Annotated in this window: 11 protein-coding genes; 7 read left to right on the top strand and 4 right to left on the bottom strand. The window is 71.3% G+C overall.

The features are described from left to right. Window positions 1-84: 84 nt before the first annotated feature. Window positions 85-1,533 carry a S28 family serine protease gene (locus tag O7609_RS06625; RefSeq protein ID WP_269743237.1) on the top strand — a complete coding sequence of 483 codons (1,449 nt, stop codon included), beginning with the start codon at window positions 85-87 and terminating at the stop codon, window positions 1,531-1,533. A gap of 117 nt (window positions 1,534-1,650) precedes the next feature. Here the strand turns inward: O7609_RS06625 and O7609_RS06620 are convergent, their stop codons facing one another. Continuing rightward, window positions 1,651-3,774 (bottom strand): amylo-alpha-1,6-glucosidase, encoded by a 2,124-nt coding sequence (locus O7609_RS06620; protein ID WP_269743236.1) that lies wholly within the window; start codon window positions 3,772-3,774, stop codon window positions 1,651-1,653. A 122-nt stretch (window positions 3,775-3,896) separates the two neighbouring features. Between O7609_RS06620 and O7609_RS06615 the strand changes: the two genes are divergently transcribed. The 4 genes from O7609_RS06615 to O7609_RS06600 all read left to right on the top strand — a co-directional run bounded on the left by O7609_RS06615 (window position 3,897) and on the right by O7609_RS06600 (window position 8,450). After that, on the top strand, window positions 3,897-4,973 hold the full coding sequence (locus O7609_RS06615; protein WP_269743235.1) for a LacI family DNA-binding transcriptional regulator: 1,077 nt from the start codon (window positions 3,897-3,899) through the stop codon (window positions 4,971-4,973). A 118-nt stretch (window positions 4,974-5,091) separates the two neighbouring features. Then, window positions 5,092-6,333, top strand: a complete 1,242-nt coding sequence (locus O7609_RS06610) for a sugar ABC transporter substrate-binding protein (RefSeq protein WP_269743234.1) — start codon at window positions 5,092-5,094, stop codon at window positions 6,331-6,333. A gap of 192 nt (window positions 6,334-6,525) precedes the next feature. Continuing rightward, complete coding sequence (locus tag O7609_RS06605) at window positions 6,526-7,512, top strand: carbohydrate ABC transporter permease (protein WP_443072233.1); 987 nt, start codon at window positions 6,526-6,528, stop codon at window positions 7,510-7,512. Next, a complete protein-coding gene (locus O7609_RS06600; protein ID WP_269734007.1) occupies window positions 7,509-8,450 on the top strand; it encodes a carbohydrate ABC transporter permease in 942 nt (313 codons plus the stop codon). The genes O7609_RS06605 and O7609_RS06600 overlap by 4 nt, the downstream gene beginning before the upstream one ends. A 225-nt stretch (window positions 8,451-8,675) precedes the next feature. Here O7609_RS06600 and O7609_RS06595 read toward each other — a convergent pair whose 3' ends face one another. Further along, the gene (locus tag O7609_RS06595) at window positions 8,676-9,614 is read right to left on the bottom strand and encodes a ribokinase (RefSeq protein ID WP_269737041.1); all 939 of its coding nucleotides are present in this window, start codon (window positions 9,612-9,614) and stop codon (window positions 8,676-8,678) included. A 226-nt stretch (window positions 9,615-9,840) separates the two neighbouring features. Here O7609_RS06595 and recD2 point away from each other — a divergent pair, with 226 nt between their 5' ends. Beyond that, complete coding sequence (gene recD2 / locus O7609_RS06590; protein WP_269743231.1) at window positions 9,841-12,081, top strand: SF1B family DNA helicase RecD2; 2,241 nt, start codon at window positions 9,841-9,843, stop codon at window positions 12,079-12,081. A 168-nt stretch (window positions 12,082-12,249) separates the two neighbouring features. Further along, window positions 12,250-13,569: a citrate synthase gene (locus O7609_RS06585; RefSeq protein ID WP_269734005.1), complete on the top strand. Its 1,320-nt coding sequence runs from the start codon at window positions 12,250-12,252 to the stop codon at window positions 13,567-13,569. A 407-nt stretch (window positions 13,570-13,976) separates the two neighbouring features. Here the strand turns inward: O7609_RS06585 and O7609_RS06580 are convergent, their stop codons facing one another. Then, window positions 13,977-14,195 (bottom strand): heavy-metal-associated domain-containing protein, encoded by a 219-nt coding sequence (locus tag O7609_RS06580; RefSeq protein ID WP_269734004.1) that lies wholly within the window; start codon window positions 14,193-14,195, stop codon window positions 13,977-13,979. 145 nt (window positions 14,196-14,340) lie between these two features. After that, entirely contained in the window at window positions 14,341-14,541 is a 201-nt protein-coding gene (locus tag O7609_RS06575) for a helix-turn-helix transcriptional regulator (protein ID WP_269734003.1), read from the bottom strand. Window positions 14,542-14,768 lie beyond the last annotated feature (227 nt).

The following is a 14,768-nucleotide window of genomic DNA, read 5'->3' as shown; positions in this document are numbered from 1 at the left end:
CCGGGGGGTGGTGGCCCGGCCGACCGGCGGATAGGTTCACCGCGAACATCCTGACTACCTACCCACATCCAGGGGGAGTTGTCCATGCGCGCAGCGCTCAGAGGGGTGCTGGCTCTCAGCGTGCTGGTCGGCACGGCCGGGGCCGGCACCGCGTCGGCGGGGGCCGCCACCGCGGCCGAGGCCGACATCAAGGACCGCATACTCGCGATCGACGGGATGCGCCTCATCGAGGAGAAGCCCGTCGAGGGGTACCGGTTCTTCGTCCTCGGATACGAGCAGCCGGTCGACCACAACCGGCCCTCCGAGGGAACGTTCGAGCAGCGGTTCACGCTGCTGCACAAGTCCGAGGACCGGCCCACCGTCTTCTACACCTCGGGCTACGGGGTGAGCACCAGCCCGCGTCGCAGCGAGCCGACCCGCATCGCGGACGCCAACCAGGTGTCCATGGAGTACCGGTACTTCACGCCCTCGCGCCCGGAGCCGGCCGACTGGTCCAAGCTGGACATCTGGCAGGCCGCCAGCGACCAGCACCGGCTCTTCGACGCGCTCAACGACGTCTACGACGAGAACTGGATCTCCACCGGCGGCAGCAAGGGCGGCATGACGGCCACCTACTACCGCCGCTTCTACCCGGACGACATGGACGGCACGGTCGCCTACGTCGCCCCGAACAACACCAACGTCAAGAACAACACCGCCTACGACCGGTTCTTTCGCAACGTCTCCACCGAGGAGTGCCGGGACCGGCTGGACGGCATTCAGCGCGAGGCCTTCCTGCGCCGGGACGAGATGGTCGACCGCTACACGAAGTGGGCCGAGGAGGAGGGCTACACCTTCGAGCTGTACGACTCGCCCGACCGTGCCTTCGAGGTCGTCGTGCTGGACTTCGTGTGGGCGTACTTCCAGTACCAGGACGAGGACGACTGCCTGAAGGCCCCGAAGGCCGACGCCCCGACGGACGAGCTGTACGACTACATCGACCAGATCTCCGGCTTCGCCTTCTACACGGACCAGGGCATGCTGCCCTACACGCCGTACTACTACCAGGCCGCCACCGAGCTGGGTTACCCGACCGTCCGCACCCCCAACCACCTCAAGGGGCTGCTGCGCTACCCGGACGTGTACCACCCGAGCGAGGCCGTGCCGGACGAGATCGACGTCCCGGAGCTCGACCGCAGGGCGATGAAGGACATCGACCGCTGGGTGCGCAAGTCCTCCTCGGAGATGCTCTTCGTCAACGGTGAGAACGACCCGTGGGGCGCCGAGCCCTTCCGCGTCGGCCCGCGCGCGGAGGACGCCTACGTGTTCACCGCCCCCGGCGCCAACCACGGTGCGAACATCGCCCAGCTGCCGCAGGACGAGAAGGCCGTGGCCACCGAGGCGGTGCTGCGCTGGGCCGGAGTGGCGGACGAGGCCCGTCCGTCGGCCCGCTCGGCCACCGGGGAGGCCGCGCCGCTCGCGCCGTTCGACGCGAAGCTGGACCGCCCGGCGGTGGAGCAGACGCCGTTCGCCCTGCCCGGGCGCCTCGGCTGACGCCCCGGCACCTCAGCGTCACCCGGTCCCGCCGAGCCCGGCTCGGCGGGACCGGGTGACGTGCGGGGGCTCCGCTGAACCTGCGGCGTGAGCGCGTCCACGGCGTGATTCACGCGCTCAGGCACGGTGCACGGCCAGCGTCCCGGGCGCGGTCACCTGTACCGACCCGTCCGCTGCCACGGTGACGTCCAGCCGGCCCCCGTCGACCTGGAGCCCGCCCACGGACAGCGGACCGTAGTTCCGGGCGAAGGTGGGGGCCACGGTCAGCGTGCCGGCCGGGACGTCGGCTTCCAGACCGAGAGCCGCCCGGAGGACGAGGACCGAGGCGGCGGCCGCCCATGCCTGGGGACGGCAGGACGCCGGATAGGGGGCGGGCGCTGGTCCCGCCTCGGTGCCGTGGCCCGCGAAGAGTTCGGGCAGCCGGGCGTCGAACGCCGCCGATGCCGCGAGCAGCCCGTCAGCCAGGGAGGCCGCGGCGTCCGGGAAGCCTGCCCTGGCCAGGCCGTGGACGGCGATGGCGGTGTCGTGCGGCCAGATCGAGCCGACGTGGTAGCCGAAGGGGTTGTAGCCCACCGCGTCGCTGCTCAGTGTGCGCAGGCCGTGCCCCGCGTCGAGGTCGGGGCCGGTGAGGCGGGCGGCCAGCAGTGCGCTCTCTTCCGGGTCGAGCAGGCCGGTGCCGAGGAGGTGGCCGAAGCCGGAGGTGGCGGAGTCGACCGGCTGGCCGTCGCCGTCCAGCGCGACCGCGGGGTACGGGCCCTTCTCGTCCGTCACCCAGAAGTGCTCCCGGAAGCGGGTGGCGAGCCGGTCCGCCCAGTCCTCCCAGCCGTCCGCACCCGGCCGCCCGAACGCGCGCAGCAGGGCCGCCCCGGCGCGGGCGGCCTCGTAGGCGTACGCCTGGACCTCGCACAGGGCGATCGGCGCGTGGGCACGGCGGCCGTCGCCGTGGCGGATGGAGTCGTCGGAGTCCTTCCAGCCCTGGTTGGACAGACCGTGGCCGGTCTGGTCGACGTACTTGAGGAAGCCGTCGGCGGCCGCCGCCTCGCCCATCCAGCCCAGGGCCGCCTCGGCGTGCGGCAGGAGTTCCTCGACCTGGGTCGGGTCCATGCCCCAGCGCCAGGCGTCGTGGAGCAGGGTGATCCACAGGGGGGTGGCGTCGACCGTGCCGTAGTACACCGGCGGGAGGGAGAGCCGGCCGGCGATCTGGAGGGTGGCGCGGCGCACCTCGTGGAGGATCTTGCCGGGCTGTTCCTCCGTGGCCGGGTCGGTGACGGCGCCCTGGCGGCGGGCGAGGGTGCGCAGGGTTCCGGCTGCGAGGTCGGTGCCGAGCGGGAGGAGCATGCGGGCGGACCAGAGCGCGTCACGGCCGAAGAGGGTGAGGAACCAGGGTGCGCCGGCGGCCAGGAACTGGTCCGGGCGGGCCGGGTGGGGTGACTGGCGGTCGGTCAGGCGCAGCCGCTCCAGGTCGGCCAGGGACTGCTGAAGCCACCGGTCGAGGCGGCGGTCCGCGCTGTGCAGCGCGGGGACGGACCAGGGCAGCCGGTGTGCGGGCGGGGCCGGGAACTGGTCGCCGTCCGTGTACGCCGCCGTACAGGTCAGCGTCACGCTCCACGAGGCACCCGGCGTGAGGTCGACGTCGTACGACAGTTCGCCCGTCGGTGCCTGGAGCACATCCGGCGCGGGCTCGGCCGTCAGGCGTACGGCGAAGTCGTCGGCGGACCAGGCGAGCCCGACGGTGTCCGCGTCGGTGACTCGCGCTGGTGCCTCCTCGGCCCCGCGGCCCGACTTGACCTGCTCCATGGTGGCGAGGTCCGTGCCGGCGCCGACCGTCATCCGGAAGCGGACGTGCTCGCCGCCCGCGTTGGTGACTTCGAAGACCTCCTCGACGCGGCCGTCGGCCGTGCTGCGGTGGCGGTGCAGGGCGACGGCCGGGTCCGGCGTGGTCTCGCCGAGCCCGCGCAGAACGGCCCGGAAGCCGGCGCGGTCCGCGCCGTGGAGCCCGCCCTGTGCCGGGGCCAGGGCGATGCCCTCGGCCGTGACGGTCAGTCGGGAGAGGGCCCTGCGGTCGCCGTGGTAGAAGCCGTCCGCGGGCCCGCTGAGCTGACCGTCCGCCCGCGAGATCACGAGGCTGGGCGCGTGCAGGGTGACGACCGCGTCATGCAGGAAGGGCTGGAGGCCACCGGTCGCGGAAGGGGCGGTCGTGGCCGGGTCATCGGTGTCCTGGGGCTTGACAGTGGTGTCCAAGGACGGAGAACCTCTCAGCGTTGGATCGTTAAAACGACACTAAGTCAGGTGTCGGAGCGAACACAACGCCCGTGGGAACGCCAAAGAGAAACCCGTATCTCCTCGTCAAGTCGGAGAGCTGCATGCCCCGCTCCAGGAACAGCCCCTCGGCCAGAGGCGGCCCGGTGACGCTCGCGACGGTCGCCCGCCGGGCCGGCGTCTCACCGCAGACCGTGTCGAACGCGATCAACTCGCCGGACATGCTGCGGCCCGAGACCCTGGAGCGGGTCCGGCACGCGATCGATGCGATGGGCTACCGCCCCAGCCGTGCGGCGCAGACGCTGCGCACCCGTTCGAGCAAGCTGATCGGCTACGGCATCCAGCCCGTCCCGGCCAGCTCGCCGGTCCTGGACCGCTTCCTGCACGCCCTCTCCCAGGCCGCCGACGAGGCCGGCTACCGGATCCTGCTGTTCGCCGCCCCGCCCGGCGGTCCGACCCTGGAGGGATACGGGGAACTGCTCGACCAGCACGAGGTCGACGGCTTCGTCCTCAGCGGCACCGAGCACGGTGACCCGCGCCAGGCGTGGCTCGCCAAGCGCGGTGCGCCGTTCGTCGGCTTCGGCCGGATGTGGTCGGGGCGGCAGATCGGCGACTGGGTCGACGTCGACGGCGCCTTTGGGACGGACGCGGCGGTCGAGCACCTGGTCTCCCTCGGCCACCGCAGGATCGCCTTCCTCGGCTGGGAACGCGGCTCCTCCGCCGCCGGCGACGACCGCGCCGAGGGCTGGCGACGGGCCCTGCGTCGACACGGACTGCCGGTGCGCGGGCGGCGGGCGCAGAGCGTGAACGACGTCGACGCGGCCCGCACCGCGGTGAAGCCGCTCCTGGACGCCGGCGCGACCGCCGTCGTCGCGGCCAGCGACATGCTGGCGCTCGGCTGCTACCAGGCCCTGCGCGAGCGCGGTGCCGTTCCCGGCCGGGACGTCGCCGTCTTCGGGTTCGACGACTCGCCGACCGCCGAGATCCTTTCCCCCGGCCTGGCCTCGGTCGCGCAGCCGCTGGAGGACGTCGGGCGGGAGTGCGTACGGCTGCTGCTGGCGCGTATCGCGGCTCCCGACGCGGCGCCGGAACGCCTGCTCCTGGAGCCGACGCTGATCACGCGCGACAGCGTCTGCCCGCCGGGCGGCGGCGCCACGGCGGAGACCGCCTCGGCCACGTAAGGGCTTCCCCGGTCCCGTCGTCGCTGCCGGCCAAGCATCCCTTCCCCGGCCCTGGTTCCGCGTCCTCGGCCGACCGGACGGAGCCGCACGTGACACCCCCAACCCACGGAGGATTTCCATGGTCAGCCGAACGGCCGCCGCGGCACTCGTCACCTGCGCGGTCCTGATATCCGCGACAGGCTGCTCGTCGGGCTTCGACAGCGGCACGACAGAGCAGGACTCCAGCGCCGAGCAGCATCTGACCCTGCTGATCGCCAGCTCGGGCGACGCGGAGACGCGGGCCGTCAAGGACGCGGCGGCGGCTTACGTGAAGGAGACCGGCCACACGGTGACCGTGGACGTCGCCAAGGACATCAACCAGCAGCTCGCCCAGTCCTTCGCCGGAAACAAGCCGCCGGACGCCTTCTACGTCAACTCCGACCAGTTCGCCAACTACGCCGAGAGCGGCTCCCTCTACCCCTACGGCGACCGGATCGAGGACGCCGACGACTTCTCCGAGCAGCTGCGCGCCTCCTTCACCCACGACGGAGAGCTGGTGTGTCTGCCCAAGGACACCTCCACCCTCGCCCTCGCGATCAACACGGACCTGTGGAAGAAGGCCGGACTGACCGAGAAGGACTATCCGACCACCTGGGACCAGCTGAAGACGGTCGCCGCGAAGCTGACCCGGGGCGACGTCACCGGGCTGGTCGTCAACGGCGAGTGGGCACGTCTCGGCGTCTTCATGAAGCAGGCCGGCGGCTGGATCACCAATCCCGACCAGACGGAGATCACCGCCGACAGTACGCAGAACGCCGACGCGCTCACCTACGTGCAGTCGCTGCTGGAGTCCGGCTCCCTGAAGTACGCCAGCCAGGTCGACACCAACTGGGGCGGCGAGGCCCTCGGCAAGGGCAAGGCCGCGATGACCATCGAGGGCAACTGGCTCACCGGCGGCATGGAGGCCGACTACCCCGAGGTTGACTACACCGTGGTCCCGCTTCCCGCGGGCCCGGCCGGCCAGGGCACGCTCGCCTTCAGCCAGTGCTGGGGCGTGGCCAAGGACAGCAGCCACCGGGCGGCGGCCGTGAAGCTCGTCGAGTACCTCACCAGCAGCGCGCAGCAGCTGAAGAACGCCGACGCCTTCGGCGTGATGCCCTCCCGCACCAGCGCGCAGGCCGAGTACGCCCAGCAGAACCCTTCCGCCAAGGCGTGGGTCGACGCCAACGCCCACGCGCAGGGTCCGGTGACCCTCGCCGGTTTCGACAAGGTCCTCACCCAGTTCAACACCGATCTCGCGGGACTGGGCACCGGCGACCCGGAGAGGATCCTCGCCGACCTCCAGCGGAACGGCGAACAGGCCCTGGCGAAGGGCGAATAGGCCGCCATGTCACCCCTGTCTCCCCGTGGCACCACTTCCGCGGTGACCGGTGGCGGATCCCAGGTGGCCGACCCGCCGGGCGCGGCTGACGCGCCCGGCGGGCCCGGCCCGGTGGCGGCCTCCCGCACCAAGCTCGCCCCGCGTGCGGGGCGTCGCGCCGAAGGAGTCTGGGGCTGGCTGTTCGTCAGCCCCATGGTGGTCGTCCTCGGCCTCTTCCTGGTCCTGCCGACCCTGATGGCGCTGTGGGTGAGCCTGCTGGACTGGGACGGCCAGTCCAATCCCTTCAGCGGCCAGGCGACGTTCGTCGGGCTCGACAACTACCGGAACCTGCTCACCCGGGACGGCCTCGACCGCACCCTCTTCGCGACCTCGCTGCGCAACAACGTCTACTACGTGCTGCTGACCGTGCCGCTGCAGACCGTCATCGCGCTGGGACTGGCACTCATCGTCAACCAGCGGATGCTGCGCGTCCGGGGCGTCCTGCGCACCACGTTCTTCTTCCCCTCGGTGACCAGCTCGATCGCGGTCTCCACCATCTTCCTGTTCCTGTTCCAGGGCAGCGGCGCTGTCAACACCCTGCTCTCCTGGATCGGGGTCAAGGGCCCCAACTGGTTCAACGACCCACGCGGGGTCCTCTCCCTCCTGCTCGGTGGCCTGGGGATCGTCGACTCCGACCAGCCCTCGGGTGCGTTGGCCGACCGCTCCTTCATGGGACTGTCCTGGTTCGAATGGCTGTCCGGGCCGTCCGTCGCCATGTGCACGATCATCGTGCTCGCTGTGTGGACGACCTCCGGCACCTTCATGCTGATCTTCCTCGCGGCCCTCCAGAACATCCCCCGCGAACTGGAGGAGTCGGCCGCCATCGAGGGAGTAGGCCGCTTCCAGATGCTGCGCCATGTCACGCTGCCCGCCCTGCGGCCCGTCCTCTTCCTCGTCCTCACCCTGGGCACGATCGGCACCTGGCAGGTCTTCGACCAGGTCTACGTCATGAGCCAGGGTGCCCCCGGCAACACCACCCTCACACCGGCCTTCCTGTCCTACTCAAGTGCTTTCGGTGACGCCGACTTCGGTCAGGGGGCGGCCATCGCCTTCCTTCTGCTCGCACTGATCCTCACCATGACCGGCCTGCAGCGATACGCGCTCCGCGAGCGCACCGCCCGCCCCACGAGGAAACGATGACCCCCAAGTCCGCGCCAGCGACGACCACCAGGCCCCCCGCCACCGTGACGGCCGAGTCCGCACGGTCACAGGGGCGTCCCGTGCTCGGCCGGTTCCCGGTGCCGCTGCGGATCCTCGGCTACACGGCGGTGGCCGCCGTCGGGCTCCTGTACCTCATGCCGTTCGTGATCCAGCTGGTGACCGGGTTCAAGACCGATCCGGACGCCGCCGCCCACCCTCTCGGGCTGATCCCCACCACTCCCACGACCGCCGCCTACCAGCGCCTGTTCGGCCTCAGCCAGGCCGGGGACGGCGTGCCCTTCCTGCGCTGGCTGGGCAACTCGGCGTTCGTCACCGTCGTGGTCACCACCGGACGCGTGCTGTTCGACGCGATGGCCGGTTACGCCCTGGCCCGTCTGCGCTTCCCCGGCCGCTCCCTGCTGTTCGGCTTCATCCTCGCCGTCATGGCGGTGCCCGGCATCGCCCTGCTGATCCCGCGCTTCCTGGTGCTCAACACCTTCGGGCTCTTCGACACCTACACCGGCATGATCCTGCCGCTGCTGGTCGACGCGGCGGGGATCTTCATCATGAAGCAGTTCTTCGCATCGATCCCCCGTGAGGTGGAGGAGGCCGCGCGCGTCGACGGCGCGGGCGTCTTCCGTATCTTCTGGTCGGTGGTCCTGCCGATGGCCCGCCCCGCCCTGATCACCCTCACGATCCTCTCCTTCCAGGGCTCGTGGAACGAGTTCACCCACTTCCTCGTGGCCACCCAGTCCAGCCAGTACGAGACCCTCACCACCGGCCTCGCCCGCCTCGTCTCCGGCGGTCTCGGCGGCGGCACGCAGTACCCGCTGAAACTGGCGGCGGCCCTGCTGACCACCCTGCCCGTCGCTGCTCTCTTCTTCTGTTTCCAGCGTTACTTCGTGCAGGACGCCAACGCCGGAGCCGTCAAGGAATAGCTACCGAACGGCCCCGGGGAAAGCGGACTCCTCGCCGTACGGCACCCACCAGCGGCCACCACACGCCGGCGGCCACGGCCGGAACGCCGGCCGGAAAGACCCCAACACCCCTTCGCCCAACCGCCGGTGATAGCGCCACCGCAGCCCACGGCCGTCGACACGTCCGCTCCCACGCCGCATCCGTCAACTCGCCACGCCCCCACACGATCAGTCATCAGACAGGTCTCAGGGCAGCTCGCCCGGTGAGGGGTAGGAGCTCTGAGCGCCGGGCTGGGCGACGGAGGCGGCACCCGCGCGCACCGCGAACCGTACGGCGGTGGCGAGGCCGTCGCCGCGGGCGAGCCGCCAGGCGAGCGCACCGGTGAAGGCGTCGCCCGCGCCCGTGGAGTCCACCGCCTCGACGCGGGGCGCCGGGACGAGTGCGGTGCCCTCGGGGCCCCGGGCGAGCGCTCCCGCGGCGCCGAGGGTCACCACGACGCTGCGCGGACCGTGCCGCAGCAGCGCCGCGGCCCAGTCGGCCGGGGTGCCGCCGTCGGCCGCCCCGGTGCCGGCGAGGAGCAGCCGGGCCTCGTGCTCGTTGACGACGAGGGGGTCGCAGAGGGCGAGGACGTCCGGAGGCAGCGCGGCGGGCGGTGAGGGGTTGAGCACGACGCGGGTGCCGGCGGCGGCGGCGGTGTAGACGGCGGCCGCCACCGTCTCCAGGGGGATCTCCAGCTGTAGCGAGACGACGGCCGCCGCGCCCACGGCGTCCTGGGCGGCGGCCACGTCGGCCGGGGTGAGGTGCCCGTTGGCGCCGGGGGAGACGACGATGGTGTTGTCTCCGCCCGGGCCCACGGTGATCAGGGCGACGCCGGTGGGCGCCCCGCCGGTCAGGAGGGTGCCGGTGGCCACCCCGGACGCGGCGAGGGAGTCCGCCAGCAGCCGGCCGTGCGCGTCGTCGCCGACCCGGGCCAGCAGGCCCGCCCGGGCGCCGAGCCGGGCGGCGGCGACGGCCTGGTTGGCGCCCTTGCCGCCGGGGTGGAGGGCCAGATCGGAGCCGAGGACGGTCTCGCCGGGCGTGGGGTGCCGTTCGACGACGGTGACCAGGTCGGCGTTGGCCGACCCGATGACCAGGACGTCGAGCCCGGTGCCCGGGGTGTCCGCCGCGGGACCCGGGGCCGTCAGGAGGACCGCTCCGCGCTCTGCCGGGAGGCGGGCGGGGCCGCCGTCGTCACCCGGACCGCCATGGCACACGCCTTTCACGTCGGGGGGTTCGTGGGAAGAACCGCATACGAACGACTACGCCCGGATTGAAGACGACGACCGGGGTGCCGGGCAAGTGGGCCCCGGTGGTCCACGGGCTCGCGGACGGGGTGTCGCGCTGTCAGTGGTGGGGGTTACGGTCTGTGACATGTCGTTTCAGCCAGCCGTGCTCGAAGGTGTCCTCGAGCGCGTGACCTATGCGAACGAGGAGACCGGGTACACCGTGGCCCGCGTCGCGCCCTCGCGGCGGAAGGACGCGGGCCACGGCGGGGATCTGCTCACCGTCGTGGGCGCACTGCTGGGCGCGCAGCCGGGGGAGTCGCTGCGGATGGAGGGGCGTTGGGGCTCCCATCCGCAGTACGGCCGCCAGTTCACCGTGGAGAACTACACGACGGTGCTGCCGGCCACGGTGCAGGGCATACGGCGCTACCTCGGATCCGGGCTGATCAAGGGCATCGGGCCACGCATCGCCGAGCGCATCGTGGACCACTTCGGGACGGCCACGCTCGACGTCATCGAGGAGGACACCGGACGGCTCGTGGAGGTGCCCGGGCTCGGCCCGAAGCGTACGGCGAAGATCGCCGCCGCGTGGGAGGAGCAGAAGGCCATCAAGGAGGTGATGGTCTTCCTGCAGGGGGTGGGCGTCTCCACGTCGATCGCGGTGCGCATCTACAAGAAGTACGGGGACGGTTCGATCGGCGTCGTGCGGGATCAGCCCTACCGCCTGGCGGCGGACGTGTGGGGCATCGGCTTCCTCACGGCCGACCGCATCGCGCAGGCCGTCGGCATCCCGCACGACAGCCCGGAGCGGGTGAAGGCGGGGCTCCAGTACGCGCTGTCCCAGTCGGCGGACCAGGGGCACTGCTTCCTGCCCGAGGAGCGGCTCATCGCGGACGCCGTGAAGCTGCTCCAGGTCGACACCGGGCTGGTGATCGAGTGCCTGGACGAGCTGGCGGGGGAGGAGGAGGGCGTCGTCCGTGAGCGGGGGCCGAACCCGGAGTCCCCGGACGACACGCTGACGGCGGTCTACCTGCTGCCGTTCCACCGGGCCGAGCGCTCGCTGGCGGGACGGCTGCGGCGCCTGCTGTCCACGCCGGAGGACCGGCTGCCCGCCTTCGCCGACGTGGACTGGGAGCGGGCCCTCGCCTGGCTGGCCCGGCGCACCGGAGCGGATCTGGCGCCCGAGCAGCGGGACGCGGTGCGGCTCGCCCTGACCCGCAAGGTCGCCGTGCTCACGGGCGGGCCGGGCTGCGGCAAGTCCTTCACCGTCCGCTCGGTGGTGGAGCTGGCCCGGGCCAAGGGGGCGTCGGTGCTGCTGGCCGCGCCCACGGGCCGGGCGGCCAAGCGGCTCGCGGAGCTGACGGGCGCCGAGGCGTCCACGGTGCACCGGCTGCTGGAGCTCAAGCCCGGCGGGGACGCCGCCTACGACCAGGAGCGCCCGCTCGACGCGGACCTGATCGTCGTCGACGAGGCCTCGATGCTCGATCTGCTGCTGGCCAACAAGCTGGTCAAGGCAGTGCCGCCCGGGGCGCACCTGCTGCTGGTGGGAGATGTGGACCAGCTGCCGTCGGTGGGCGCGGGCGAGGTGCTGCGGGATCTGCTGGCCGAGGGCGGGCCGGTCCCGGCCGTCCGGCTGACGCGGATCTTCCGGCAGGCCCAGCAGTCGGGTGTCGTCACGAACGCGCACCGGATCAACGCCGGGGCGCCGCCGCTGGTCCAGGGCATGTCCGACTTCTTCCTGTTCGTGGAGGAGGACACGGAGGCGGCGGGCCGGCTCACGGTGGACGTGGCCGCGCGGCGCATACCCGCGAAGTTCGGCCTCGATCCGCGGCGGGACGTCCAGGTGCTGGCCCCGATGCACCGCGGCCCCGCCGGGGCGGGGACGTTGAACGGCCTCCTGCAGCAGGAGATCACACCCGGGCGGCCGAACCTGCCGGAGAAGCGCTTCGGCGGCCGGGTCTTCCGGGTGGGGGACAAGGTGACGCAGATCCGCAACAACTACGAGAAGGGGGTGGCCGGGGTCTTCAACGGCACGGTCGGTGTCGTCACGGCGCTCAGCCAGGAGGAGCAGACGCTCACGGTCCGCACCGACGAGGACGAGGAGGTCGAGTACGACTTCGACGAACTGGACGAGCTGGCCCACGCGTACGCGGTGACGATCCACCGCTCGCAGGGCAGCGAGTACCCGGCGGTAGTGATACCGGTCACGACCGGGGCCTGGATGATGTTGCAGCGAAACCTGCTGTACACGGCCGTCACCCGGGCGAAACGCCTCGTCGTGCTGGTCGGCTCGCGCCGGGCGCTGGGACAGGCGGTCCGGACGGTGTCGGCAGGGCGCCGGCACACAATGCTCGATCATCGATTGCGCGCGGTGGGCGCCGAAGCGTAGCGTTCATGCGGCACTCCGTGCCACACAGGCGCCTTCGGCCGACCCCGAGTGCACCGTCCGGCATGAATTGAGCGACAGTGGACACAGTGGACTGGTCAGGGCACTTCGGTATCCACCTCTGGAAGCTCGAACGACCTTCGAGCACATTCATCAAGAGGCACGACGTCGGTGAGGGATGACGTGAGCGACAACGGCGGCAACGTTGAGAAGTCTGTAGTACTGCGGCACGGGGACAGCGAGTACAGCTACCCGCTGGTGGAGAGCACCGTGGGGGACTCGGGGTTCGACATCGCCAAGCTGCGTGCCCAGACGGGCCTGGTCACGTTGGACTCCGGCTATGGCAACACCGCGGGGGTGAAGTCCGCGATCACCTTCCTCGACGGTGAGCGGGGCATTCTGCGCTATCGCGGCTATCCGATCGAGCAGCTCGCGGAGCGCGGCACCTTCCTGGAGACGGCCTATCTGCTGATCCACGGCGAGCTGCCCACCGTGGACGAGCTGGCGGCCTTCCGCGGTGAGATCACCCAGCACACCCTGCTGCACGAGGACGTCAAACGCTTCTACGACGGCTTCCCCCGGGACGCCCACCCGATGGCCATGCTGTCCTCGGTGGTCAGCGCGCTGTCCACGTTCTACCAGGACAGCCACAACCCGTTCGACGAGGAACAGCGCCACATCTCGACGATCCGGCTGCTGGCCAAGCTGCCGACGATCGCCGCGTACGCCTACAAGAAGGCCGTCGGCCACCCGGTCGTCTACCCGCGCAACGACCTGGGCTACGTCGAGAACTTCCTGCGCATGACGTTCTCCGTGCCGGCCGAGGAGTTCGACCTCGACCCGGTCGTCGTCAGCGCTCTGGAGAAGCTCCTGATCCTGCACGCCGACCACGAGCAGAACTGCTCGACGTCGACGGTCCGGCTGGTCGGCTCCTCGCAGGCCAACATGTTCGCCTCCATCTCGGCCGGCATCAGCGCTCTGTGGGGCCCGCTGCACGGCGGTGCGAACCAGTCCGTGCTGGAGATGCTGGAGAGGATCCGCAACGACGGCGGGGACGTCGACGCCTTCATCCGCAAGGTGAAGAACAAGGAGGACGGCGTCCGCCTGATGGGCTTCGGCCATCGGGTGTACAAGAGCTTCGACCCGCGCGCCAAGATCATCAAGGCGGCGGCCCACGACGTGCTGTCGGCGCTCGGCAAGTCCGACGAACTGCTCGACATCGCGCTGAAGCTGGAAGAGCACGCGCTGAGCGACGACTACTTCGTCTCGCGCAACCTCTACCCGAACGTGGACTTCTACACCGGCCTGATCTACCGCGCCATGGGCTTCCCGACCAGCATGTTCACCGTGCTGTTCGCCCTGGGGCGGCTGCCCGGCTGGATCGCCCAGTGGCACGAGATGATCAAGGAGCCCGGCTCCCGCATCGGCCGCCCGCGGCAGATCTACACCGGCGTCGTCGAGCGCGACTACGTCCCGGTCGAGCAGCGGTAACCAGCCCGTCGGCTCCATCCGTCACACGGCCCCGGTCCACCTGCACCGGGGCCGTGCGCGTGTCTCAGGGCTCGTCCGCGCGCCTCGCTCGATCATGTGACGCACGTCACATGATCGGCGTACAACCCCGGACCCTCCTGCGCGGTCGAACCGGGTGACTGCAACACCCGGCGGAGTTGTGGTCCGGGCTGGCGTTCCCGGGTGCTTGAGCGGCCCTCCGGTCAACGTGCAGCCCAGCCGAACGCCCGGCTCTGATCCCGTGGGGGGAGTCAGGGTCGGGAGAAGGAAGCGCCCCCGTTCGCGGGCCCGTGGGGGGACTCGCGAGGGGGCGTTTTCCTGCTTCCCGGTCGCCTTCCTTCCCGCGGCCCGGGCGTTCGCCTCGGCGCCCGGCGTGCCTCGGCCGCGTCTCAGGCGCGGCCGACGAGCTCGTAGCCCGCTTCGTCGACGGCGGCGCGGACCGCCGCCTCGTCGGGGGCCGCGGCGCCGGTGACCGAGACCAGGCCCGTGGCGGCGACGGCCTTCACCTCGGTGACGCCTTCCAGGGCGGACACCTCTTCTGTGATGGCCTTCTCGCAGTGGCCGCAGCTCATGCCGCTGACCTGGTACGTGATCGTGGTCTCGCTCATGGTGTCTCCAATGCGCGGTGTCCTCGGGTTCCCGAGCTCGAACGCCCTCAGTGTATACCCCCCGCCCGTATGAAATCGGGTATACCCCACCTGGGTGGCCCGTCCTGGGCCGGGGGTGCCGGTTCCGTCGTCGCACGCTCACGGCCTACGCGCCGCGTCGTCCGCCCGCGCCCGGGCGGCGGGTGACCCAGTCGCGGATGGTGTCGGCGTACCAGAAGGGACGACCGCCCTCGACCAGGTCGGGCGGCGGCAGCAATCCGTGCTTGCGGTAGGACCGGACGGTATCGGGCTGCACCTGGATGTGCGCGGCGATCTCCTTGTACGACCAGAGACGGTGGTCGGCCATGTCGGGGGCACCTCCACAGGAGTGTCGGGTGATGCGGCATCAGCCTGTGCCGGGCCGAACGAGGGTCCGGGCCGCCACTGCCGGGCTGTCAGGCTTCCGTGACCGGGAACCCGCGTAACGGTGACAGTCGTGACGAACACCGCACCGCACACCGGCAGCGGTCATCACCCGTCCGTGGCCACCCGGGAGACGTGGCGCGGCGGGCGGGACGGCAGGTGGACCGGAAC

This window comes from Streptomyces sp. WMMC1477 (assembly GCF_027460245.1).
GTDB lineage: Bacteria > Actinomycetota > Actinomycetes > Streptomycetales > Streptomycetaceae > Streptomyces.
Note: the sequence above shows the minus strand (reverse complement) of the source record. Positions and strands in the feature narration are given on the sequence as shown.